Source organism: Spongiibacter nanhainus (genome assembly GCF_016132545.1).
Classification (GTDB): Bacteria; Pseudomonadota; Gammaproteobacteria; order Pseudomonadales; family Spongiibacteraceae; genus Spongiibacter; species Spongiibacter nanhainus.
The window spans coordinates 125758-149769 of record NZ_CP066167.1; the positions used below are offsets into that span (position 1 = coordinate 125758).

General features: G+C 53.6%; 22 protein-coding genes. 13 read left to right on the forward strand and 9 right to left on the reverse strand.

What is annotated here, in order from left to right; all coding sequences use genetic code 11:
• Nucleotides 1-3: 3 nt before the first annotated feature.
• Both proC and I6N98_RS00655 read right to left on the reverse strand, forming a co-directional pair.
• Nucleotides 4-831, reverse strand: coding sequence for a pyrroline-5-carboxylate reductase (gene proC, locus I6N98_RS00650; protein WP_198569914.1), 828 nt, complete (start codon nucleotides 829-831; stop codon nucleotides 4-6).
• Nucleotides 832-895: 64 nt separating this feature from the next.
• Nucleotides 896-1603: a YggS family pyridoxal phosphate-dependent enzyme gene (locus tag I6N98_RS00655; protein ID WP_198569915.1), complete on the reverse strand. Its 708-nt coding sequence runs from the start codon at nucleotides 1601-1603 to the stop codon at nucleotides 896-898.
• Nucleotides 1604-1671: 68 nt separating this feature from the next.
• Here I6N98_RS00655 and I6N98_RS00660 point away from each other — a divergent pair, with 68 nt between their 5' ends.
• The 5 genes from I6N98_RS00660 (at nucleotide 1672) to I6N98_RS00680 (ending at nucleotide 7137) form a co-directional block, all read left to right on the forward strand.
• Nucleotides 1672-2706 carry a type IV pilus twitching motility protein PilT gene (locus I6N98_RS00660; RefSeq protein ID WP_198569916.1) on the forward strand — a complete coding sequence of 345 codons (1035 nt, stop codon included), beginning with the start codon at nucleotides 1672-1674 and terminating at the stop codon, nucleotides 2704-2706.
• 42 nt (nucleotides 2707-2748) lie between these two features.
• Nucleotides 2749-3912, forward strand: a complete 1164-nt coding sequence (locus I6N98_RS00665) for a PilT/PilU family type 4a pilus ATPase (protein ID WP_198569917.1) — start codon at nucleotides 2749-2751, stop codon at nucleotides 3910-3912.
• Nucleotides 3913-3992: 80 nt separating this feature from the next.
• On the forward strand, nucleotides 3993-4781 hold the full coding sequence (locus tag I6N98_RS00670) for a hypothetical protein (protein ID WP_198569918.1): 789 nt from the start codon (nucleotides 3993-3995) through the stop codon (nucleotides 4779-4781).
• Nucleotides 4782-4966: 185 nt separating this feature from the next.
• Nucleotides 4967-6537 (forward strand): IS3 family transposase gene (locus I6N98_RS00675; protein WP_420496975.1). Its coding sequence is split into 2 segments (ribosomal slippage): nucleotides 4967-5429 and nucleotides 5429-6537, totalling 1572 coding nucleotides; the frame shifts between segments, so codons are not numbered across the junction.
• A gap of 18 nt (nucleotides 6538-6555) precedes the next feature.
• On the forward strand, nucleotides 6556-7137 hold the full coding sequence (locus I6N98_RS00680; RefSeq protein ID WP_198569919.1) for a DJ-1/PfpI family protein: 582 nt from the start codon (nucleotides 6556-6558) through the stop codon (nucleotides 7135-7137).
• A 73-nt stretch (nucleotides 7138-7210) separates the two neighbouring features.
• Here the strand turns inward: I6N98_RS00680 and I6N98_RS00685 are convergent, their stop codons facing one another.
• Nucleotides 7211-8275 (reverse strand): ELM1/GtrOC1 family putative glycosyltransferase, encoded by a 1065-nt coding sequence (locus tag I6N98_RS00685; protein ID WP_198569920.1) that lies wholly within the window; start codon nucleotides 8273-8275, stop codon nucleotides 7211-7213.
• A gap of 235 nt (nucleotides 8276-8510) precedes the next feature.
• Between I6N98_RS00685 and I6N98_RS00690 the strand changes: the two genes are divergently transcribed.
• Nucleotides 8511-9113, forward strand: coding sequence for a sulfotransferase family protein (locus tag I6N98_RS00690; protein WP_198569921.1), 603 nt, complete (start codon nucleotides 8511-8513; stop codon nucleotides 9111-9113).
• Here I6N98_RS00690 and I6N98_RS00695 read toward each other — a convergent pair.
• Genes I6N98_RS00695 through I6N98_RS00705 form a run of 3 tightly spaced genes read right to left on the reverse strand, consistent with a single transcriptional unit; the run spans nucleotide 9082 to nucleotide 10938 of the window.
• Nucleotides 9082-9840, reverse strand: a complete 759-nt coding sequence (locus tag I6N98_RS00695; RefSeq protein WP_198569922.1) for a sulfotransferase family protein — start codon at nucleotides 9838-9840, stop codon at nucleotides 9082-9084. The two genes, I6N98_RS00690 and I6N98_RS00695, sit on opposite strands and share 32 nt — an antisense overlap.
• A 57-nt stretch (nucleotides 9841-9897) precedes the next feature.
• Nucleotides 9898-10491 carry a YqiA/YcfP family alpha/beta fold hydrolase gene (locus tag I6N98_RS00700; RefSeq protein WP_198569923.1) on the reverse strand — a complete coding sequence of 198 codons (594 nt, stop codon included), beginning with the start codon at nucleotides 10489-10491 and terminating at the stop codon, nucleotides 9898-9900.
• Nucleotides 10492-10497: 6 nt separating this feature from the next.
• On the reverse strand, nucleotides 10498-10938 hold the full coding sequence (locus I6N98_RS00705) for a GFA family protein (RefSeq protein WP_198569924.1): 441 nt from the start codon (nucleotides 10936-10938) through the stop codon (nucleotides 10498-10500).
• 141 nt (nucleotides 10939-11079) lie between these two features.
• On the opposite strand from I6N98_RS00705, the gene I6N98_RS00710 reads away from it, so the two are divergent.
• The 3 genes from I6N98_RS00710 (at nucleotide 11080) to I6N98_RS00720 (ending at nucleotide 12728) form a co-directional block, all read left to right on the forward strand.
• Nucleotides 11080-11565, forward strand: a complete 486-nt coding sequence (locus tag I6N98_RS00710) for a hypothetical protein (RefSeq protein WP_198569925.1) — start codon at nucleotides 11080-11082, stop codon at nucleotides 11563-11565.
• Between the two features lie 88 nt (nucleotides 11566-11653).
• On the forward strand, nucleotides 11654-12061 hold the full coding sequence (locus I6N98_RS00715; RefSeq protein WP_198569926.1) for a VOC family protein: 408 nt from the start codon (nucleotides 11654-11656) through the stop codon (nucleotides 12059-12061).
• A gap of 37 nt (nucleotides 12062-12098) precedes the next feature.
• Entirely contained in the window at nucleotides 12099-12728 is a 630-nt protein-coding gene (locus I6N98_RS00720; protein WP_198569927.1) for an SDR family oxidoreductase, read from the forward strand.
• Between the two features lie 48 nt (nucleotides 12729-12776).
• Here the strand turns inward: I6N98_RS00720 and I6N98_RS00725 are convergent, their stop codons facing one another.
• Nucleotides 12777-16268, reverse strand: coding sequence for an FG-GAP-like repeat-containing protein (locus tag I6N98_RS00725; protein WP_198569928.1), 3492 nt, complete (start codon nucleotides 16266-16268; stop codon nucleotides 12777-12779).
• A gap of 67 nt (nucleotides 16269-16335) precedes the next feature.
• Between I6N98_RS00725 and tnpA the strand changes: the two genes are divergently transcribed.
• Genes tnpA through I6N98_RS00745 form a run of 4 tightly spaced genes read left to right on the forward strand, consistent with a single transcriptional unit; the run spans nucleotide 16336 to nucleotide 18887 of the window.
• Nucleotides 16336-16635 carry an IS66 family insertion sequence element accessory protein TnpA gene (tnpA, locus tag I6N98_RS00730; RefSeq protein WP_198569507.1) on the forward strand — a complete coding sequence of 100 codons (300 nt, stop codon included), beginning with the start codon at nucleotides 16336-16338 and terminating at the stop codon, nucleotides 16633-16635.
• Nucleotides 16635-16991: an IS66 family insertion sequence element accessory protein TnpB gene (gene tnpB / locus I6N98_RS00735; RefSeq protein WP_232787526.1), complete on the forward strand. Its 357-nt coding sequence runs from the start codon at nucleotides 16635-16637 to the stop codon at nucleotides 16989-16991. Before tnpA ends, tnpB begins: the two co-directional genes overlap by 1 nt.
• A 25-nt stretch (nucleotides 16992-17016) precedes the next feature.
• Nucleotides 17017-18567, forward strand: a complete 1551-nt coding sequence (gene tnpC, locus I6N98_RS00740) for an IS66 family transposase (protein ID WP_198569505.1) — start codon at nucleotides 17017-17019, stop codon at nucleotides 18565-18567.
• A complete protein-coding gene (locus I6N98_RS00745) occupies nucleotides 18564-18887 on the forward strand; it encodes a hypothetical protein (RefSeq protein WP_232787388.1) in 324 nt (107 codons plus the stop codon). The genes tnpC and I6N98_RS00745 overlap by 4 nt, the downstream gene beginning before the upstream one ends.
• A gap of 164 nt (nucleotides 18888-19051) precedes the next feature.
• Here the strand turns inward: I6N98_RS00745 and I6N98_RS00750 are convergent, their stop codons facing one another.
• Nucleotides 19052-22687 carry an FG-GAP repeat domain-containing protein gene (locus I6N98_RS00750; RefSeq protein WP_198569929.1) on the reverse strand — a complete coding sequence of 1212 codons (3636 nt, stop codon included), beginning with the start codon at nucleotides 22685-22687 and terminating at the stop codon, nucleotides 19052-19054.
• Between the two features lie 296 nt (nucleotides 22688-22983).
• Complete coding sequence (locus tag I6N98_RS00755) at nucleotides 22984-23871, reverse strand: helix-turn-helix domain-containing protein (protein WP_198569930.1); 888 nt, start codon at nucleotides 23869-23871, stop codon at nucleotides 22984-22986.
• Between the last annotated feature and the right edge of the window lie 141 nt (nucleotides 23872-24012).

Genomic DNA, 24012 nt, shown 5'->3' on the forward strand with positions numbered 1-24012 from the left:
CGCTTACTCTCCTTCCAATTCTTTAGCCAGTTCGTCGGCCCGGTCCCGGGCTCCGGTGAGGGCCTGTTCGACCAGTTGCCGCAGGCCGCCTTGTTCAAATAGACCGATGGCGCGCTCGGTGGTGCCATTGGGGGAGGTGACCCGGCGGCGCAGCTCGGCCACATCCACGTCTCCTTCCAGTGCCATGCGGGCGGCGCCCAGGGCGGTTTGCAGTGTCAGTTGGCGCGCGGTATCGGCATCCAGGCCCAGTTTCTCGCCACTGGCCTGCATGGCTTCCATCATTAAAAAGAAGTAGGCGGGGCCGCTGCCGGAGACGGCGGTGACCGCGTCCAACTGCACCTCTTTTTCCACCCAGACTGCCAGGCCCACTGCCTCTAGAATGGCGCCGGCCTGCTGACGTTGGGTGTCGCTGACTGCCGCATTGGCGAACAGGCCGGTGGCGCCGCTTTGCAGCAGTGCCGGGGTGTTGGGCATGCAACGGACGATGGCCAGGTTATCACCCAGCCAGTCGTTCATGGCGCCGGTGGTCACTCCGGCGGCAATGGAGATTAGCAAAGGGCGGCGCTCTCGCAGCGGCGTTGCCAGAGATTCCAGCACGCTGCGCATGACCTGGGGTTTGACCGCCAGCACCACGATATCCGATTGGCTGATCACAGCGTCGTTGTCGGCACCGACCTGAATATCCCCCAGCGCCTGGAGTTTATCCCGGGATTTGGCATTGGGCTCGCCGACCCGAATGTGGTTGCCGGGCACGCCACTGGCCAGCAGGCCGCCGATAATGCTGGCTGCCATATTGCCGCCGCCGATAAATCCGATTGTTGCCGATATCACGCCAAAAGGCTCCTTGATTGTGCTGTGGTACTGGGATCAGGTTGGGATTAAGTTGGGCAGTATATCAGGCTCGCGGCCCAAAAATGGCGGTGCCGACTCTGACGATGGTGGCCCCCTCAGCGATGGCCGCCGACATATCCCCCGACATCCCCATCGAGAGTGTGTCCAGGGGAGCCTCCGGCCAGCGCGCTTGCAGTTGCTCAAGTAACTGTCGCAGCGCCGCAAAGCTGGCCCGCTGCTCTGCCTCGGCTTTGCCGGCGGCGGGAATGGCCATCAGCCCGCGCAGTTGCAGGTGGGGCAGCGGCATTATCGCCTCAGCCAGCGCCAGGGTATCCTCCGGGAGTGCGCCGGATTTGCTATCTTCCCGGTCGATATTCACCTGCAGGCAAATATTCAGAGCTGGGCTGCCGGAGGGTCGTTGCTCGCTGAGGCGGCGGGCGATTTTTTCCCGGTCGACGCTGTGTACCCAGTCGAAGTGTTCGGCGATGGGGCGGGTCTTGTTGGATTGAATGGGGCCGATAAAGTGCCAGCAGGGCGTGGGCAGGTTGTCGCGATCGGCGGTCAGCTCCGCCACGGCTTGCTGTTTGTCTAGCGCCTCCTGCAGGTAGTTTTCACCCAGGTGCCGGGCGCCGGCCTCCAGAGCGGCGCAGACCTCCTCGGCGTCACGGGTTTTGGTCACGGCCATCAATGTCACGTCGCGCCCCCCGGCGTGGTCGTGGATGCTGGATTGGATGCGGTGAATGTTTTCCGCTATATGGTGGAGATCGCGCATTGTTTGATTATGCCTGATATCGTATAAACGGTGTCACTAGCGCCGATTGGTAAAGCCAAAGGAATAACATGGACATCACCGAACTGCTGGCCTTCAGTGTTAAACAGAACGCCTCGGATTTGCACCTCTCCGCCGGGTTGCCGCCAATGATCCGGGTGGATGGCGACGTGCGCCGTATCAACCTGCCGCCGCTGGAGCACAAAGAGGTTCACTCGCTGATCTACGAGATCATGAACGATCGCCAGCGTCGGGATTACGAGGAGTTCCTGGAAACCGATTTCTCCTTCGAGGTGCCCGGTGTGGCCCGTTTTCGGGTCAATGCCTTCAACCACAACCGCGGCGCGGGTGGGGTATTCCGGACCATCCCCTCCCGGGTGCTTACCCTGGAAGATTTGGGCATGGGCAAGGTTTTCAAGGATGTATCGATGATGCCCCGGGGGCTAGTGTTGGTCACCGGCCCCACTGGCTCGGGTAAGTCCACCACTCTGGCGGCCATGGTCGACTTTATCAATGACAACAAATTTGACCACATCCTCACCATTGAGGACCCCATCGAATTTGTGCACGAGTCCAAAAAGTGTCTGGTCAACCAGCGGGAAGTGCATCGGGATACCCACGGCTTTAACGAGGCGCTGCGCTCGGCACTGCGGGAAGACCCCGACATTATCCTGGTGGGCGAGCTGCGGGACCTGGAAACCATCCGCCTGGCACTGACGGCGGCGGAAACCGGTCACTTGGTGTTTGGCACTTTGCACACCACCTCTGCGGCCAAAACCATTGACCGGGTGGTGGATGTCTTCCCCGGTGAAGAGAAAGCCATGGTGCGCTCAATGTTGTCGGAGTCGCTGCAGGCGGTTATCTCCCAGACCCTGCTGAAAAAGCCCGAGGGTGGCCGGGTGGCTGCCCACGAAATCATGATCGGTACGCCGGCGATACGGAACTTGATCCGGGAAGATAAAATCGCACAGATGTACTCGTCGATTCAGTCTGGTGCCAATGTAGGTATGCAGACAATGGACCAGTGTCTGAAGGACCTGATGGCCCGGCGCCAAATTACCCGCGAGGGTGCCAAATCCAAAGCCCGTTTCCCGGAAAATTTTTAAATGCTGTCCCGGCACTGGCAAAGCAATAAATAGGAGATTCCCTTGGAAATTGAAAAGCTGCTCAGAATCGTGCAGGAGAAAGGGGCCTCCGACCTGTTTATCTCTGCCGGCGTGCCACCTTCCATCAAAGTTCACGGCCAGGTACTGCCCATCAGCAGTAACGCGCTGAGTCCCGAGCAGGCCCGTGAGGTGGTGATGGGGGCAATGAACGACACTCAGCGCAAGGAGTTTGTGCAGCATAAAGAGTGTAACTTTGCTATCAGTGCCCGGGGGATTGGTCGTTTTCGGGTGAGCGCGTTTTACCAGCGCAACCTGGTGGGCATGGTGCTGCGGCGCATCGAAACCCGGATCCCCACCACCGAAGAGCTCGGGCTACCCGAGATTATTAAAGAGCTGTCCATGCTCAAGCGCGGCCTAGTGATCTTTGTCGGTGCCACGGGTACCGGTAAATCCACGTCGCTGGCGGCGATGATTGGCCACCGCAATGAGAATTCCAAGGGACACATTATCAGTGTGGAAGACCCCATTGAATTTGTGCATCAACACCGGGGCTGCATTATTACCCAGCGGGAAGTGGGGATTGATACCGAATCCTTTGAAGTCGCGCTGAAGAATATGCTGCGTCAGGCGCCCGATGTGATCATGATTGGGGAGGTGCGGACCCGGGAAACCATGGAGCACGCCATCACCTTTGCCGAAACCGGCCACCTGTGTCTGTGTACCCTACACGCCAACAACGCCAACCAGGCGCTGGATCGGATACTGCACTTCTTCCCCCCGGATCGCCACAGCCAATTGTGGATGGACCTGTCCTTGAACCTGCGCGGCATGGTGGCTCAACAATTGATTCCCACCAAAGATGGCAGCGGCCGACGCGCCTGTGTTGAGGTGTTACTGAATACGCCGCTGGCTGCCGATTTGATTCGTAAAGGCGACGTCGCCTCACTGAAGGATTTGATGCGCCAGTCCAACGAGCACGGTATGCAGACCTTTGACCAGGCTTTGTACGAGTTGTATTCCACTGGCGAAATTACCTATCAAGACGCCATTGCCCACGCCGATTCGGCCAATGACCTGCGGCTGCTTATCAAATTGGGGGCAGACCACAACAGTGATCGCATGAATAAGGCGGCCAAATCGCTAAGCATTGAAGATACGCCCGGAACCACGCCGCGGCATGACAGCGGCGTGGTTCGGCGCCGTTAACCGGCAAAGGGCGTAAGTCAGATTCCTGTCATTTTTGACGGCTAAGATGGTGGCACTGTCTCAAGGTGTTACCGTCTGCGATGATCAGCGTACTTGCCAATGTCGACCACTCCCATGTAGTCCACCAGCCCTACCCCCACTTGGTGATACCCAATGCCCTGCCTGATGCAGAGTATCGCGAGCTGGAGGCCAGCTTTCCCAGCTCGGCGCAGTTCAAACAGATCCTAAAGCACGCCTGCGCCCAAACCGACGACAACAAGTCATTGAAGCGGGGCTTGCGCCACCTTAGACGCAGTAATCGGCGAGTTAACCTATCTGCCCGTTGGCTCGTGGATGCGCCGGGAGTGGCAGAGAGTTGGCGACAGTTTATCGATTTTCACAGTTCGGACGCCTTTTATCACCAGCTCTGCAGCGTTTTCGCCGAGGCGTTGGCGGCCTATTACCCTTCACTTTTGGCAAAGCCGTTGCCTGCGGCACGGCGCGGGTATTTGCAGGGTGAAGGCATCAGTTTGGATGCGCTCACCGCCATCAATACGCCCGCCCGGCGCCGCAGTGAAATAACGGGCCCCCACACTGACCACCCCAGTAAACTGTTTATCGGCCTGTACTACTTTCAGATACCTGGCGATATCGGTGGCGGCGATCTGGTCTTGTATCGCCGTCGTGAGCCGGTGAACGAAAAAAATCTGAAATGGCCCAAACCCGACACCGTCGAGGCAGTGAGAACGGTCAGCTATGCTCCCAATACCTTGGTGATGCTGCTGAATAGCCCCGAGTCGGTACACGGTGTCACGCTGCGGGATAAGTCTCCCCATGCCCGCCGCTTCGTAAACTTTGTCGCCGAGTATAAGCAGGCGAAAGCGTGGTGATGCTCTGTTGCTTCCCCGATTGAGGGTATATGATCGAGCGAGGCAGAAAACGCTAAGGGTCAGAGAGCGTGATGAGCAGGAGGCGCAATGAACATCGGGATTTTTATCTACCCCCTCTGTCAGGATAGAAGTCGTGTCCATTTTTCAACCTAAAACTCAACGAGGGGGCGGTCAGTGAGACCGAAGTGGCACGATATAGCGAAGAGTTCAAAGAACAGGCGGTCAGGCGATTGATGCCGCCCAATGCACAGTCCGTAGCGCAGGTCAGTCGGGAGGTCGGCGTCTCTGATGCCACCCTGTACAATTGGCGCAACCAATACCGAGATCGAGGTAACGCTGTGCCTGCAGACCCATCCAATCCAGAGAGCTGGAGCGGCAAGAACAAGCTCGCCGTCGTCATTGAGACGGCAGCACTGAATGAGGAAGAGCTGTCCGCATATTGCCGTGAGAAAGGCCTGTATGTAGAGCAGGTGCAGCGCTGGCGGGAAGCGGCGGAATCCGGTGCCGACGTGGAGCGGCCGCTGACGGCTGCCGAGCGCCGGGAATGGCAGAAAGAGCGGAAGAAGAGCCGCAAGCTGGAGAAAGAGCTCAACCGCAAGGACAAAGCGCTTTCTGAGGCGGCAGCGTTACTGGTGCTCCAAAAAAAAGCCCGGGAGATCTGGGGGGACAGCGAGGACGACTGATTGCCGAATCGGATCGGCAACGGGCGATTGAGTTGATTGACAAGGCGGTTGTAGCGGGTGCCCGCTGCTTCCGAGCCTGCGAGATATTGGAGATTGATGTGCGAACACTGCAGCGATGGAAACGGGCTCTCAAACTGGCCGTGCCTGGCGATCAGCGCAAGGCGGCGGCGCAAAGCCGTACGCCCGCCAATGCGCTGACACCGACGGAGCGCGCCGAGATCGTGCACGTGTCGAACCTGCCGGAGTACAGCAGCCTGCCGCCCTCGCAGATTGTGCCGCGCCTGGCGGATACGGGCCGGTATATCGCCTCGGAATCGAGCTTTTACCGGGTGTTGCGTGATGCCGGCCAAGTCAATCGCCGGGGTGCGGCGGAACCACCGCGCACGGTGGCGAAGCCCAAAGGCTTTTGCGCTACAGCGCCCAATCAGACCTGGAGCTGGGACATCACCTTCCTCGCCAGCAGTGTCCGGGGGCAGTTCTACCGCCTGTACATGATCGAGGACATCTTCAGTCGCAAGATCGTCGGCTGGGAAGTCCACACGGAAGAGTCGGCGGACCATGCCAGCGTCCTGATCAGCAAAGCCTGTCTGGCTGAAGGCGTTCGCCGCGGTCAGCTGGTATTGCACGCTGATAACGGGAGTCCTATGAAAGGTGCAACCATGCTGGCCACCCTGCAGCGCCTCGGTATTGTCCCCTCGTTCAGCCGACCGTCGGTGAGCGACGACAACCCGTACTCCGAAAGCCTGTTCCGTACGCTCAAGTACACGCCAGCCTACCCTCGCAAGCCGTTCGAGAGTATTGAAGCGGCGCGCGCCTGGGTCTATGGGTTCGTTGCCTGGTACAACAATGAGCATCGTCACAGCTCGATTAAATATGTGACGCCGGCGCAGCGTCATGCCGGGCTCGACGAAGAATTATTGCGACAGCGCAAAGCCCTTTACGAAGCCGCAAAAGCCGAGCACCCGCACCGGTGGTCCGGCCCGACGCGAAACTGGGAAAGAGCCGACGAAGTCTGGCTGAATCCCCCGAAAGAATTGTGCGCTGAAAAACCGTCATTGGCTAAGGCTGCATAATCAGTGAACGCGACATCTTTGTTGACAAACACCGTCTACCCTGACGCTGAGGTTCTCGATTTTTCCGGACCGTTTGAAGTGTTTTCCACCGCTTCGCGAATGTGTGATGACGGTCAGCCGTTTTCAGTATTTTTGCTTGCTGAAGTCAAAACGCTGATTGCGGCGCGGGCTGGCTTTCAAGTACAGCCGCACTTTTCAATTTATGGTCACCCGCCACTGGATGTGCTTATTATCTCTGGTGGTGTACATACCCATGAAATGGAAAACGCCGAGGTCATGGCTTGGATTCAGCGCCAAGCGGAGAGCGTAATTCTCACCGCCACGGTGTGTACCGGTATCTTTTTGCTGGCCAAAGCCCTTCCCTCGTTGGCCTGTAAAGTAAGCACTCATTGGGAAGACATTGCTTCGCTCAGAGAGATGTTTACTGATCTTGATGTGGTGGAGGGCGTTCGTTGGGTAGATGCAGGCAAGGTGGTCAGTTCTGGTGGTATATCCGCCGGCATCGACATGAGCCTGTACCTGGTGAGTAAACTGCACAGCATGAGCCTGGCGGAGAAAACCGCCCGTCAAATGGAATTTGACTGGACACGCAAGCTTTGAAAATGGATGAACTATCTGGTGTCGCGATAGGCATTGTGCTCCGCGCTGTGACAGATAAAGTGCAATGCCGCACTCAGTGCGTTGCAAGCAACGTTAGCGATCGTTCCCGCTGGTCTGACGTGGCGCTAAATTCTGGCAGTGCTAATTTATCCGCTATCTGTTGGTAGATATCATCCAGTTGTGCCCGATAGCTGCGCCTAGGGGCAAAAGGTCTGGGTTGATACATCGTTACTGAATCCACAGACTCTCGGGCGATCAGTCCGCTCTCTTCAAGGTGACTCAACATCGCTGTGTGAACCCGTTTGGTGCTTGTCTCGCTGGGTCTCAGGCTCACCACCGGCTTCGACATTGCCACGGCTTCGGATAGCATGCTCATGCTGTCTTCGGTGCAAAATAGTCGATAGCCGGCGCCGAGATAGGCGTCCAGTGAATCGGTACTGGATACGCCGTACCAAATCGCTGCCTCGCAAATCTGAGGTGTGGCGTAGCGCCGCAGAATTTCCACGCCCTTGGCATGGGTTCGACGCGAGGTGCTCACTAACCAGCGAATGCCGTGACGGTTGCTAAGGCTGTGCATGGCTTGCCCCAATTTCTGCCAATCATCTTCACTATAGTGATAGCCGCTGCCGTCACCGCCCACCAACAGTGTCCACAGTGGTGCTTTGGCGCTATGTACCAGCAGTTCGCCCGCGCGTTGACAGAAGCCTGGGTCGGTCTTTGCCAGTGCCACACCGGTGGCGACCGAATTGGCCGCTGCCGTACCCCTAGCGGTGGCGTGAACCGAGATCAAGGACGGTGACAAACCATAAGTATTGCCAATAGCTATGTTGGCGGCGCCCCAGTATTGGCTGAGCGCGATATTGAGGGCGACGACGTTGCCGCCAAAGGAAATGACGATGTCTGTCTGGTCGGGTAGTGCATCCTCGACGTGATAGCTCGAAAGCACGGTTTTGAAGGCTAGGTAGGGCGTGAGGCCAGCAAGCTTGCGCAGTGGCTTGTTGAGTAGTTTTAGCCGCGGTTTGGCGCTGCAGGTGTGTACCGAAACATCACCGAGAAACCGTGACGCAATGAGCTGAGCAAAGCCGTAGGACTGAGACAGGTGACCGAGTTTGCCATCGTATAAAACGAGAATACGCATACCGACCTCTGGAGAGAAAAGTGCGGACAATGCTTGCCCGAGCAGAAGGGCCAGTTAAACCCAGGTATCGGTCGCTGCGGTGAAAGCGCGGTGAACTATTCGTGAACGCTGGTGGTGAGGGTGACAATACGGTTACGTGAATGAAATATTGCGTGAGTATGGTGTTGCTAATCACAGTAGTTGGGGGCACAAGCCCCCGCCCCACTCGATGGCTACGGCAACAGGATTAGCAGCGGTGAAGCAACGAAAAGTATTTTGTCTCGGTTTTCATAAGACGGGTACCACCAGCCTGGGCGTCGCACTTGATATGCTTGGCTATCGGGTGTCCGGCGCTTTTGGGGTCAATGACCCGGATATTGCTGAGCACGTTGTGGAACAGGCGCTGAAAAGGGCGACTGACTTCGACGCCTTCCAGGATAATCCTTGGCCGATTCTTTACCGCGAGTTAGACGCGGCCTTTCCCGGCAGTAAATTCATTTTGTTGTTGCGGGATGCAGATGCCTGGATTCAAAGTCAGGTCAAGCACTTTGGCCAACGCGAGACGCCGATGCGGCGCTGGATTTACGGCGACGAACACGGCTGCCCGGCAGGCAATGAAGCGGTGTATCTGCGCTGTTACCAGACACATAATCAGTCAGTATTGACGTATTTTTCCCAGCGCCCCGACGATCTGTTAGTGCTGAATTTGGCGGAGGGTGAAGGTTGGCAAGCGCTCTGTGCATTTCTCGATGAGCCGGTTCCGGCCGCACCTTTTCCCCATGCCAATACCGCCAGTAAACGCAAGAAGCGCAATTTACTAGCCAGTCTCAAGCGAGCTCTGACGCTAAGGTCGGTGTGACGGCAGCATGTTGGCAAATATCCAGCTTCATCAGGCGCTTATAACGCTGTAGTGCAAGCGATGGTACCTGCTTGAGATAGTTTGGTTTGTTGCCACCTCTGCTTTTGTCGGCCTCAAAACCTTGCCGCGGATAGCGCACATTTCGCTGTGGCCCCTCCAACATTTGCGGTGAAAAGGGGATATCCAAGCTGTTACACAATGTCTGCAATACCGCTTCCGGCTGCGCCACCAAGCCCTCAAAGGAAACCAATACAGGCTGGGCAAGGTTGGGGTTTGAGTGAGCTTCCTCTATCAATTGCTCAACTATCTCCATATAGCGACACCAGCGATACACTGCAATACCGGTAGTGCGGTGTTCACGGGTTTTAATAGAGTGAATCACCGCGTTGGGGTCCCGCAAAACACACACTGGCTGCAGCGGGGCGCGCTGCATATAGTGAACCAGACTCAATTCACTGCGCGGTATCAGGTTATAGAATTTGCGCTTGCGCAGAAAGCCATTTAAACCGGCGAGTCGCAGCGACCAGTGCCAGTGTTTTTTCCACTCCAGATGATTGGGGACGCACAGTTTGTTGCCGCGAATCTTACCGCCGGTCACTCTAAATACCGCGCCGGTGAATTCCTCGTCCAGCATGGCGATCTCCGGGTGAGCGCCAAGGGAGGCGGTCAGTAAAGTGGTGCCGCCTCGGGCGGTGCCCATGACCAAAAGCGTCGAGTTGCTGTCCATGGTGCCAGTTACTATTGGGGTTTGTGACCATGGAACGACATTAATATGACAGAGGTGTTAGAGCCTCGCTTCGCCAAATAAAAAATGAACGATCTCGTCAGTGTGATTTTCCAGGCCGGCAAAGTCGTGATTGCCGCCTTGCTCAACAATGCGGGGGCTGTCCCGGTAGTATTCCTTTGCGACAGCCGGATCGACGATCTCGTCGCCCAGCTGCTGCATCAGCAAAAATCGCCAGGGTTCGGGCAGGGCCTCCAGATAGATGCTCACTAGGTAGTCGATATCTGTCTCATCGATCTCAAAATCCCGGCCGGTGTGTGGGTTGTGAACGGGGCCATAGAATTCACACATGATTTCGTAGCCGCGCACTACAGGGTTTACCAATACCGCTTTCAGTTGATGGCGTACCGCCAGGCAGGTCGCAAAGTAAGCACCCATAGAGTGACCGATTAGGCCGATAGTTTTGTATTGATCAGCGTGTTGGGTAATGAGTGATTCAACGACAGCAACGGCGTCCTTGGGGCGGTCGGGGAGCGCCGGAGAGACAAAGTCCACCGAGGGGAAGCGATGCCGGATGGCATCTCCCAAAGCCAGCACCTTCGGGGATTGATGCGAGGAGAGAAAGCCGTGGATGTTGATCAGCAGATGCCCCACGCTGCGCTACAACTCCGGTTGGCCGTCGCAAACTTCCACGCCTTCGGGTAACTGGTACCAATCCTGTTTTTCCCTTACCCAGATATGCAGATCGGGTTGCAGTACCCGAGTGTCGTCCAGGCTCGCCGCCTTAAGCTTAATCAGGCCCGGCTTGTCCGGATTAAAATGGTAGATCCGGTTACCGCAGGTAGGGCAGAATTTGGCGTAGTTTTTATTGCCGTTCTCGGCCAGTCGCTGCCATTCCTGGAGTTCGCCCTGAAACACCACTGCATCGTCTTCCACTAGGGCAGTAATACTGAAAGCACTGGTAGAGAGTTTCTGGCATTCCTTACAGTGGCAGGCCAACACTTTGACGGGGGCTTTCAGGAGCTGATAGTGCACGTTGCCGCACTGGCAGCTGCCATGTAGTGGGTAGCTCACTAACGCCGTGTCGGTACTTGCAGTCATGTTGTGGCCTCCTGAGGGCGGTTATTGTCTTGCCTTACTTCGGATCCTGAAACACTATAACAACGGAGCGGATTGGAGTGATAACGGAATCTAGCCATGTCTGCGAATTGAATTGTGACCAAACAGGGAGGAAGAAGGACAATGCGTAAATCAATGACCAGAACGGCGACAGCGCTTATAGCCAGTGGCTTGGTGATCACCGCCTGCTCATCGTCGGAGAACGGTCCCCAGCCCAAGTCGGACCGTATTGAAATTATGTATATCGCTAGCCAGACAGACCAGGGCGTCTGTCGGCCCGAGGCGCGTATCACGGTGGATAAGAAAAGCACTGGGCTGTATAAGATACATGGCGAAACCCGCTACGAAGATGTGCGCTCCAATGAGTCCACCAACATCCCGCTGCAGTTTACCTTCCCCGGCTATGATCCCGATACCGGCATTGCTGAGAGTCGATCCAGTGTGGGGCTGAATACCGATACTCCCTGTGAGCACCTGCGTATTCGCGCCAGCATCGAATATTGTCTTTACGACGACAATCGGAGCGAGGAACAGGCCTGCCAGATCCCTGTAAACCTGATTGGTGAAGGCTTCGCCGAACTTGTTGTGACTGACGACTACCCGGGTTAGCTATACCTGGTCGCTCTGGGGAATGACGGGGCTGCCGTCATTCCCGCCTCGTATTCATTCCCGCCTTGTCAATAAAACAGGAATCGCCATGAAGCCCCGTATCAGCATGATTACCCTGGGCGTCCGGGATCTTCCCAGGGCTATTGCCTTCTATGAGCGGGGCTTGGGGTTTCCCCGTTTGCAGTCGCCACCCTCGGTCGCCTTTTTCAACTTAAACGGCACATGGCTTGGTTTGTTCGGCTGGGAAGACCTGGCCGGCGATGCCGGAGTGTCCGCAGAGGGCGATGGCTTCCGGGGTGTTAGCCTCGCTCACAATGTGGCCTCCGAGGCCGAAGTGCATACCGTAATGGAGCAGGCGGAAGCGGCCGGAGCCACCATTTGTAAGGCGCCAGAGAAGGTCTTTTGGGGAGGCTACAGCGGCTATTTTGCCGATCCTGATGGACATCTCTGGGAAGTGGCCCACAACCCCTTTATGTGGGTGGGCCCGGAGGACTAAACTCGACCCCCAGGTTGAGAAACGAGGGGCAAATGCAATGACGAAAACCTTGGTGATAGGTGCCGGCGGACAAATTGGCCGCATACTTGTGCAGCAATTGGCTGATCAACAGCAGCCCGTGGTCGCGATGCTTCGGGATCCCCAACGAGTAAGTTTTCCAGCATCCGTAGAGGTCGTTGTGGCAGACCTGGAAGGCGATTTTAGCCACGCTTTTAGGGGCTGCTCGCGGATAGTGTTCACCGCTGGCTCCGGGGCCAAGACCGGCCCGGATAAAACCCTGTTGGTGGACCTGTGGGGCGCCAAGCGCGCTATTGATTTAGCGCGGGAGCAAGGTGTTGAGCAGTTCGTGATGGTCAGCGCCCGCACTGCCGGTGACCCCGACAAAGGCCCCGAGGCAATTAAACCCTATCTGGTGGCCAAGTACTTTGCCGATGAGTACTTGATCGGTTCTGGCGTGCCCTACACCGTGTTGCGCCCGGGACGCCTTACCGACGAGCCGGCCACCGGCCGCGTGACAACCCAACGCCCCGACGATGCCGTCGAACAAGTGATTAGTCGCGCCGATACGGCGGACGTCATTGTACAATGTCTAGGCGATGAAAGGGCTTTGGGGGAAGTGGTAGAACTGTATCAGAGTGATCGCGACGATAAAGGCGTTTTTCTTTAGGCAACAATCACTCTATTGTTATGAAAGCAATATACAGATAACCCCTTCCTACCTGAGGAAATATACTCCTGCACTAGTCGACAACGTCGCTTTTAAATCGCTGTCCTTGCCCAAAGGAAAAGCCATAAAGCCATCTTCTTTAAGATTTCCCAAAAAACGCTGCGACTCCCAGAGTATCTCAGGTGACCTGATTCCGAATTCTACTAGCTTTACGTGGCGTAATCGCCTTGCGCCAGAGAGAGATTGTTCTCTAGTGACGGCTACGATTATATTCTGTTTCGATACATCTACAGGGAAATTTGGAATGCTGGTGATGCACTCACTAATCTCAAGCGATTGTTGAAGTGTGAGGTCGCCCCTAAAAACATAAACATCGCTAAGTTTCTCGCCTGCCTTACATCCATAGGCATCTCGCTCTGCTACAATGATTTCCCGGCTTCCGTCGCCGTCGATGTCCTGAATGCCGAAAGTATAACCGCCGTTGGGGTTTTCAAGAGCATACTGCCGATCAAGCTCTAGGGTTATACCATTAAATCTAAACAGTGAGATCTCCTCATACTGGTCGGTAGCAGCTACGCGATTACGAATGGCGACAATTTCGTCTTTGCCGTCGCCGTCTAGATCGACAACTTGTAGTGGAAATTCGCCATCTCTATAAGAAGAGTCAATATCTTCCCAGTGCAGCTCATCTTCTGTAATAGAAAACCACTGTATCTCGCCGTCTTCATCGCCGAAAGCAACTGTATTTACCAGGCCATCTCCGTCTATATCGCCCTTCGTGTAAGAAAAAAAGTTGCTGGTGATGGCAAAAGTTGTGGTACCGATTATTGTCTCGGAATAGCTATCCATAAGGCGGTGCGTTTTGCCTGACCCCCCCAGGCCAAAATAGCTAGAGACTATCTGGTCACCATCGTATAGTTCGGTCATATGAGCTAGATCGAATTGCGCTTCACTGAAAGCCCGATAGCTGGCTATTTTCCCGTTGGAGAGTATTTCGACCTTTCCCATCCCGGGGAACTGGTCGGTTGCATAGCAACCAAGGCGTTGGCTCGACCTTGGAAATATTTGGCTTTGGCAGAGCGATCTGGGTGACGTACGTTGCAGGTTTCGATGTCCTTTATCGAGCTGAAATATTACGCTAGCTTTTGGATCATAGTCTAATAAAACGCCATTCGGTAGCCCGCCGTAGTACGCTAAGTAATTACCTTCGGCGGATTCGGGGTAGCTGCCCTGGAGTTGTAGTTCTTCATTTATCCAGTCAAAAATATAGAGAGTTTTATCGATCTCGTCTCGAAGTAAGACTTCGTATGCGTTATCGTCATCGACGTTTAGTAGCTGGATGTCGGACCGATAATAGTCCACATTGATTGTAAGTTCAGATTGATATTGAAGTATTCCCGTTTGGGGGTCATATAGGCTAATTATCTCGGTATTGCCAGTATCGGGTTGTGTAATGACGACCAATTCAGGGCGATCATTTCCATCGATGTCAGCGATAAATTGGGCATTGAAAGGAAGCTCCTTCTCCGGATTTCCATAGTCGATGAATTTGGTCTGCTTGATATGGTCATAGACTACCCAAGCTTCCGGTTCAGGATCATTGTCAATGTTTGCTAAGAGAAGCCTGTCGCCGTGAGTGCTACTATCAAAGCTCAGATAGCTACCATCTAAATTGAAAAGATAAAGGTTTTTTCCAAAATCAGGTGACTTTGGGGCGGAGACAGCAATGCTTTTTGCCCCTTCTGCTATAGGGTGTAATTGATAGCGAACACGGTCTGGGTTTGCAGAGCTTGTATCGCGCCAAGGAACGACGAATTCTGAAATTATCTGATAGCCCTCGCCTGATAGCACAAAAATGCGATCATCGTAGGCAAGCAAGATTTCATCTATTCCGTCACCGTTAAGGTCTTGTTGACCGACATCCACTAATTCATAGTTGGGGCTATAGGAAGCAGGTGACGAGTAGATAGTCGAGATTTGGTCATTTTTGACTTCGATTACCTTAAATGACTCTTCATTGGCGCAGACTAAATTAGGAAAGCCGTTACCATTTGTATCGGCAAAGTGTCTAAAGCCGTCTCTAAGGCATAGCGCGGTTCCAGATACCAGTGTCTTTTGTACTTCGGTGTTGTGATATTGAAACTCAAATACATGATCTGATTGCCGGCCATTATCTGCCCTGGCAACCACTTTGAAACGAGTATCTCCTTCATCAAGGAACGGTATGGGCTCCCCTGTAATATGGCCACTTTGGTCGATGCTTATACCATTTGGGGCTGCAATAAGAGAGTACTGGTATGGCCCATCCTGAGATAAGTTGCTTACTTCTAGCGAGACGTCGAGTGATTGACCTTCGGCGAGGGTGATGGTTTGTGGTGTAGATAACTCTGCAGCCAATGGTTGGACGTCTACTGTAAAGTACTCTGTGTTACTTCCGGTCCAGTCAGTGACCGTCAAGCTAACAACATGCTCGCCTTGGCAGGAAAATACGAATGTAGCTGTCTCTCGATCATCGCCCTCTATAGTGGTGTTGCAATCTTTCGGTGCTTCGCTGGACTGCCATTTATATGTAAATACATCGTAGTTGCTGTCTTGCGACTGCGATCCGGAAAAATCAACGCTATCTAGTCGATCCGGCGAAGTATTTCCACTAATATGAGGTTCGGGAGATGAGTGCGTTTGGTGCTCTACATTTTTAAGAGCATTAATAGGAATTGGCTGGTTAAACCTTTGTGGCAAATCACTTTCTTCATTGAATAATGTCAGTTGGTAGGTTTGTAGCTCTTTGCTTGGGATGGTGCCGTCTGGATCGAATGTGGTCTCCCCTTCAAGCCGACTTGCATTTGCGCCTACAAATTCAATCTTTTCACTGTCTTGGTCGTAACTAACCGTTACCCATCCTGTGTTTTTGTCGTGTAGTTTTGCGCTTAGTGAAAGTCTATTCGCAGTAATTTCACTCCATGCATAGGAATTTCCAGTAAGGTTATCTGTAAATCTAAGCTCACTATTTCCGCCGATGGTATATTCGTGAGGATCCAACGATGAATAAAGAACGCCATCATAAACAATCTCATTGTTTTCAGTAGCTATGTAGAAGCCGTTGAAGCGGAGCTCTGCTGAAAAACTGCCGCTGTCTACGTTGCCAGATGAAGTGTAGTTTACCTCTCCATCAACATGGTAGCCGCGGTTTATACAATTATAAAAGCGCGCGCGGAGGGACTTTTTTGTTTCTCGGATTTCGTATGTACCCTCAGGGCAGAGAATCTCGTCAGCAAGAATCGAGTCATGATCTGCTAAAGGAGGTAAAAAAAACCCAAGGACGTCGCCTCTAAATGCATTGACCGCATCGACCAGCTGCTGATTGGCATAAAGGTAGCGCAATGCATTAGAGCGTCGAATTTCTGCCTGTTCAGCGTTAAAACTTTCAATTTCACTCGCTGCATCTTGTTGATTTTTATTGGCGCTAGATCCTCCTCCGCCCCCACAGCCAAAAAGGTATATAGATATTAGGCACAAAATATAAAGCTTGTAAGCGCTCAATAAACCCCATCTAAATTTTCTGCCGCGACTTGGCTACGCTCCGGATTTTCCTGACCTGGAGCATCCTATGAGCACTGAACCTACCTCATCCAAAGAGCAATTCTGGCAAGCGCACTTCATCGCCTGGGAAGCCAGCGGCCTGTCTCAGATCGAGTATTGCAAACAGCATGACCTCAAGCCGTCGAACTTCGCCTACTGGCGCACACGGGCTAATAAAAAGCGCCGGAAGTTCATGCCACTGTCGCCCCCGGTGACAAGCGATCGCTTGGTGCTCGGTTTACCCCATGGCATACGCCTCGAGTTGCCCGCTCACGCACTGGCCGAATTGCTGCCAACCGTGCTCCGGGCGTTGCGGGAGTCAGCGTGATGCTTCGCCCGTCGCCGAGCGTTCAGGTCTATTTGTACCTGGAGCCCGTAGACATGCGCAAGTCCATTGATGGGCTGGCCCTGCTCGTTGAGAGTGAACTGGCGCTCTCCCCGATGTCAGAAGCGCTGTTCGTCTTCTGCAATCGGGGACGAGACAAGATCAAAATGCTGTACTGGGAGCGCAATGGCTTTGTGCTCTGGTACAAGCGCCTTGAGAAGCAGCGTTTCCGCTGGCCACGGGAATCAGCCTTCTTGTATGAGCAGCGCGATGGCCGCGATTTGAATTATCTGCTCGACGGCTTTGATATCTGGGCCCAGCGGCCCCATCAAACCCTGCATTTTGACTCGGTATCCTGAGCTCCCTCCAGTATAATAGGGCGCTATGACAGCGCCTTCTCCACAGTCCCTGCCTGACGATATCGATGCACTGAAGACTCTGCTTCTGAAGAAGGAGCAGCGCATCCACCTGCTTGAAGAACAGATTCGCTTGTTCAAGCAAAAGCGCTTTGGGTCGAGCAGTGAGAAGAGCGACCAGCAGGCTGAGTTATTTAACGAGGCCGAGTTGATCGACATGATGGAGTCGGCGTCGGAAGCCGAAGCGCTTGAGTCGGCAGCGCCAGCTCAGCGAGAAGCGGCTCCCCGTAAAGCCAAGCCCGGCCGCAAGCCGCTTCCGGCAGACCTGCCCCGCATTCGCATTGAACATGACCTGCCCGACGCCGACAAAGTCTGCACCTGTGGTTGTGTGCGTGACTGTATTGGCGAAGACACCAGCGAACAGCTGGACATCATTCCGGCCAAGGTTCAGGTACTGGTGAACGTTCGTAAAAAGTATGCCTGCAAACAGTGCGAAGGCAACGTCAGTACTGCACCACTGCCGCCGCAGCCGATTCCCAAGAGCAAGGCCAGCCCGGGCTTGCTGGCCCACATCGCTGTTGCCAAATACCAGGATGCACTGCCGCTGTACCGGCAGGAGGGTATTCTCGGGCGCAGCGATATCGATCTCCCCCGCCATACCTTAGCGCTGTGGATGGTCAAGGCGGGCCAGTTGGCACAGCCGCTGATCAATCTGTTGCAGGATCACTTGTTAAGCTATCCGGTACTGCGGTGCGATGAAACCACCGTGCAGGTGTTGAAGGAGCCGGGTAAGGAGGCTCAGAGCCACTCCTATATGTGGGTGCGGGTCGGCGGGCCGCCCACGCAAACCACTAAACTTTACCATTATGCTGACAGTCGCCGGGGAGAGGTGGCCCAGCAGCTGTTGATGGGCTACCAGGGCTATGTGCAGACCGATGACTATGCGGGGTACAACGGGGCCTGCGCCCAAGCGGGTATTACCCAGCTGGGCTGTTGGGCACATGCCCGCCGCAAGTTTGTGGAAGCGCAGAAGGCCGTCGGCAAGCAGAAGAAGGCAGGTAAGGTCGATATGGCGGTGAGCATGATCGCCAAGCTCTACGCGATCGAGAAGCGGGCAGAGACCCTGTCGCCGGAAGCGCGCTACACCCTGCGTCAGCAGGAGAGCGTTCCCCAGCTCCAAGCCATCCGCGTCTGGCTGGACAAAACCCTGCATACTACTCTGCCCAAAGGATTACTGGGCAAGGCTCTGAGCTATCTGGAGAAGAACTGGAGCAAACTGACCGTCTACACGCAGGACGGTCGGCTCGGCATAGACAATAATCCGGCAGAGAACGCGATCCGCCCCTTCGTGGTGGGGCGCAAGAACTGGCTGTTCAGCGCCTCGACCTCGGGCGCCACCGCCAGTGCGAACCTGTACAGTCTGATTGAAACGGCCAAGGCGAATGGCCTGGAACCCTTTGCTTACCTGAAGCGGGTGTTTACTGAATTGCCCCGAGCACAAGGCCTTGAAGACATCGAAGCGTTACTGCCATGGCAGATGCCTACAAAGGCTCCCGAGGTAGTGAAGGTGGCCTCATGAAACGGGTGATGAAAATCGACATCGATCATCTCGATGCCGACGAACTGATGGCGTTGAACCAGCGTATTGTTGAGCGCCTGAAGATGCTGGAATCGATGCACGCACACCAGTCGATGATGCAGTTCCACCCCGGCGCTCGGGTCAGCTTCAGCTCCCCGCAGGGCGACCGGGTCCTCGCGACCATTATGAAATTCAATCGCAAGACGGTAACCGTGGTGACGGACAGCGGGCAGCGCTGGAATGTCTCACCGCACCTGCTCTCGGCGGTCAAGGATGCCACGCCGTCGTCCGTGATCGATGGGCGATTAGAAAACGACTGAACGCAACGGTGGGGTTTGTTGAGCGCTTACTAAAGCTTTAGTAATTTCACTAAAAACATCCCTGTGATGTATTGGTCAAGGCCTCAAGAGGTCTAGCAAGAGCTTCTTTGAGGTCTTTCTAGTTTCATGAAGCAGGTAATTAAATGGAGTAGCAATGAGAACTGTTATTGCTCTATCAAGAAAACCTCTCGTGCAGTAGAAAACAATATTCGTCGCTTTTCGGGTATGGAGTGCTCAAAGAAATGGCGTGGGTTGAGTTGGCTGGTGAGGGGGAGGCTTTCCCAAATGACAGAGCCAGTAAATGGATCAATTTCTGCCAATACAGAACTTTCTATATCTAAGGAGTAGCGATCGACATATCGCGCTAGGGACGCGATAAGTCGCTCTTTGCCATTATGATCCGTGTAGGTGGCTACTTCAGTAACCTGACCGGGTATATAACTATCAGAAACTCGCTGCAATCCATTGTCGCCATCGTTAAATATAATTAAAGGCGTTTTATTTGCTGAGTTTTTCCGCCCAAGGCAAATTATTTCCTTGCTGTTGTCCGCATCAACATTGATTTCTATAACACGCTGACAGTTTACATCTTGGCTTTCAATAAGAGTACTTGAGTAATCTGATATACCCCATTTTTCGAGTTGATTGTCATTTCTGGCGAGAAGTAGAACGTCCTTGCTTGAATCACTGCTGTCGCTCACAATAAAGTCATTAAGTGAGCTGGAAAAAGGAATTGTTATCTCTACTCCTCCTGAAAGTGCATCTATGAACTCGACTTCTTGGTTTGTTGCGTTCAATAATTTCGGAGAGTTGTCGTTTTGTAAATAAATCAACCTCAGATAACTGTAGAACGGGCTACTATTGCGGTCCAGCAGGCTAAAAAATGTATCTTCTACAAGCAGGTTGTAGGAGAAGAGGTAATTTCTTCCAACCGCTGCTAGTTCTGAAATGCCATCACCATTGAAGTCCGCCAGTAAAGCATCCCTTATATGCTCGTTGGGCACAGGAAAATTATTTATTGTTTCAAAGTTGTCCGTATTAGTTAGTGTAAAGAGCTCGCTGGGGTCGTCTGATGTACTAAAGACCATGGGCAGCGTTTGATTGTTTGGAAGGTTCGCGAATCCGGCCGCATAAAGCTCATGGTTGTTTTTTGCCTCCCAGCTTAATGCTGCCATAGGGGGTGCCTCGTATACTACCAGCGAAGAATTGTTGGCGTGGCGATGTAGCCGCCCCCAATGCAATTCTGCCACGCCATCATTGTCAGAATCCCCAATGGCGAAATTTCTGGTTGAAATTATGTGTTCGTAAGGTAACCGCCAAACCTCTTCAACATAACTATTTTTAATGTGATAGGCGACAAACGAGCTGTCGCAGTCATCTGTTACAAACACGTGATCATCCGTTCTGGGATGAAACCTATCGCAGGTTCGGGAGGGTGCATTTTCCATGTCGATGGCTGTCTTGGTGACTACTGAATAGGCCTGCATCACTGTCCCACTGCCAGTGAGGATATCGTCGGCGCCATCACCATTCACATCTGCTAGTGTAAATCGGCGGTCACCAAAGTTTTGTCCAAAATACCATTCGATATCCCCGGTGATGGCATTGATTACGTAGCCGTTAGACGTGACCAGTTCAATGTCACTGTCCGCATCTGTGTTTCCGTATCTAATAATTGGAGTTATGTTTGAAGCAATAAGCCCTGTTCTAAGCAGTTTTGATTGGCCGTCGTTGCCTTCTTTTACATAAAGATCGTATGTAGCCCCATCTTCTGATGATGAGAGATAGTAAATTTCCACCTCTCCGTCGTCGTCAGCATCGATAATTGTGAGGTCGGTGATATTCTCTTGTGACTGTATGATATGTTTTGCCGGTCGATCGAAGTGCTCGATAAGGTATACATCATGAAAATTAGCGGCATAGATTTCTTCGATGCCATCATTGTCTACGTCGATGGGTATCAGCTGCCTTATTCTGCCTGGGTAGGAGAATCCATAGGGGTAACTGAGGGCCATTTTAGGTTGTGCCCCGCGGTTTTCTACGACTGAAATAGTACCGAGGCGGTTCAAATACAAAATCTCCTTGTCGCTGTCACCCACGAAATTACCAATAAAGAGTGCACTTCCTGAGGTCGGGCCAGTGATTGGCCCCCGGACGAGCGGAGGGGCGGTGTCTGGTGAAACAACCTTAACCTCAACACGTTTAATGTCGTCGGTTTCCCCGGATGTCGATTTAAACCCGAAATGTACTAGGGATTGCTCGAATAACATCTTGCCCGGCGTCCAGGTGACCTTCCCCGTGCTATCTATTTTGGCCCCGCTGGGGCCATAAAGCAGTGTCGGGGCAATATCTTGGTTCTCGTCCGGGTCAACCTCTAATGCTTTAAAGGATAGCTGCTCACCTGATATGACCTGGTCGGGAGCATCATTTATTACTAGTGTGGAAGGAGCGTTGGAAATAAGTAGCTCTACGGGTTCTGAGAGGCTGACGGTGTAAGGGTCTGAGACACGGCTGTAAGCTGCGACAATATCCCCTTTTTTTGCGATACCTGGGGGCAGTGTTGTTGAATTTTGGTTTGGCACCGGATTGCCATTCACTTCCCAGACAATATCGGCATTCAACGCGCTTGGCGGAGTATCGTCGTCAGTGAAGCTGCCGAGCTCTACCTCTATGGCCTCGGTTGTATCAACCTCCGTTGTCAAAAAGGCCGGTGGAGAGACTGTCGGAGGGTAATTCAGTTCATCTATTCGTATCGGCTTTAGGGACTTGCGATCTTCCCTTAAGAAGGTGTCTAAAAATTGTACATAGATACCGTGTTCGTGTTGTTGGTCCCCATCCTGATCTATCAGTATTTTGATGAGGCGATCATCATAGTATTCGATGCTACCCGACGATCCGTGGCTGCCAAAAAATTCGATTTTTCCCGGTTGATGGTCATAGTCCGGGTTTGTATTCTCTGAAGTTACAACGTCAAAGTAACCAGGTTTGCCGAGATAGACTCGCCCTTTTAATGCCGTATTGGTGTTTGCGGTAACTACTTTATAGTTCAGATCAAAATACAGGCTGCCACTGCCTGAGCTGCCTTGCATTACCCCTACACCGTGATATTCAAGGTAGTCTTCTGCGCCTACCAATTCGAGATATCCCGACACAACCAGATCGACATAGCGCTCATTGCTTGCTGTTATTCTAGTGAATACGCTCGTGGCCTTTTTGTTTTCAAAATTTTCAATGTGGAGAAGACCTTTACCATTAAATGCAGTAGGTATTTGTTGCCAGTCTTTTCCAAGCAGCGGGGTGCAGTCATTCAGAAGCAAATTTAAAGAGCCCGAGCCTAGGCTATCTAGTGACCCGTTAAATTCGACGCTGCCACCATAGCCACACGGTAAGACAATTTGGATGGCTTGCGAGTTTTCATTATCGTCAGAGAGTTCGACTTCTGAAAAGAATTGGTCGAGCTCGATGGTCAGATTGGGCAGGAACAGTCGGTTGCGAAGTAACTCGGCTTGAGAAACAAAATGCACTTCTTCGATGGTCGCTTCAGCGGGTAGCAGGGACCCTGTATAAGCCCTCTCTAATCTTTCCTCTACGGAGGCTTTCACCGATTCGGCATCGAATAAACCTAATTGCGCCAAGTCCAGTTCGGGTGCTCTAGTGCTGGAGCCTCCACCGCCGGAACCACCGCCTCCGCAGGCGACTAAAATTGCAGCACAAATGCATACTGATAGTCGCGGTGTAAGGCCGAGAAGCACGCGTTTAAATGGGCGAATATTATCGACGGACACTGTATTTCCTTCCATGGTTATCTTTCTCTTTGCGCTTTGAAGCGCGCATTCTAATGTAGACGAGGTACTATTGGAGCGTCGAGAGCGGAGCCTGACTGGGATGAATTTATGGCCTGTGGTTCGATACTAGGGGAGTGTTACCAAGACGTGTGGACCTTAAAACCGACTCCCTGTTTGTTATCGAATCTTTTACCACTACGATCATAGACCTACGTCTATATAAATCAACTGTTTGGCGGGGGCTTGATGCTAAAATGCAAACTCGTTCTCGACTAAAGCAGCCTGAGATCATCGTCAGTTCAGGTTGCTTCTTAGCGCAACCCCCCTCGCCAAGCCCGTGGCGAGCGCCCGCAATGGCGTTTAAAGGCAGCAGAGAAGGCGGCGCTCGTTTGGTAGCCCAGTTCCCTGGCTATTTCCCCTATCGGCCTTTCGTTTGTTGCTAGCAACGTGCGGGCCCGGGCCATCAGCACTTTGTGGGCATAGGCGCTGGGGCTGTCGCCCACCGTGCTGCGAAAAGCCCGCATAAAATGAAAGCGACTGAGACCGCATAGCGCGGCCAGTTCATCCACGCCGGGGGCGGCACCCGGCTGGTTCATGCGGCTCAGTACCCGGCGCAGGTGACGGGGTGCCAGCCCGCCGCGATGGGATAGCTCCCGGTGACGGGCGTCGGCAAGGTAGCGAGACAGGTCGACGGCGATGGCGGTCACCAGTGCCTCGATCAATACTTCACTGTCGGCGGCGCGGTCGCTGACCTCATCGGCCAGTCGCATCATGGTGTCTTCGATCCGGGGCGCGTGAATATTAAAGCAGGCCTCCAATTGCGCTTCGTTCAGGTCGGCGGGGTCGATACCCCTGGCCCGGAGGCGCTCGGCTGAAAAACGACAGCGAATGGTGTGGTAGTGGCCACCGGACACCTGTACTTCAAAGGGAATGCCTGCTGGTCTGAAGTTGAGGGTGCCAAACTGGCAGAAGCGGGGCGTTTGAAAGTGGGGGACCCGGCCGACAGCTTCCTCCAACAGTGGCGACAGGCCCAATGAAATGACCGATGCCGACTCGGTAACGGTGAGGGTTTCCGCCTGCAGGTCGGGAAAGGCGCACAGCTCCACCGTCGCGCTGGGCACAATGGCGCTGTGGCGAACTATATTTGCATCCTGCTGAGCTTGCAGCAGGCTGATTGGTTTTGCGGTGGCCTGGGTCATCAGCACAGCCTAGCAGGTATTGTCGTAAAAATGCGATTACTATCGAGTTAGTGCGCTTATTGATTGCGCCCACCCTCCAGGCCCTTGCGGCGCTTCCTGCTGCTGACTTAAAACCGTCTCAACAATAATGATAACGATGAG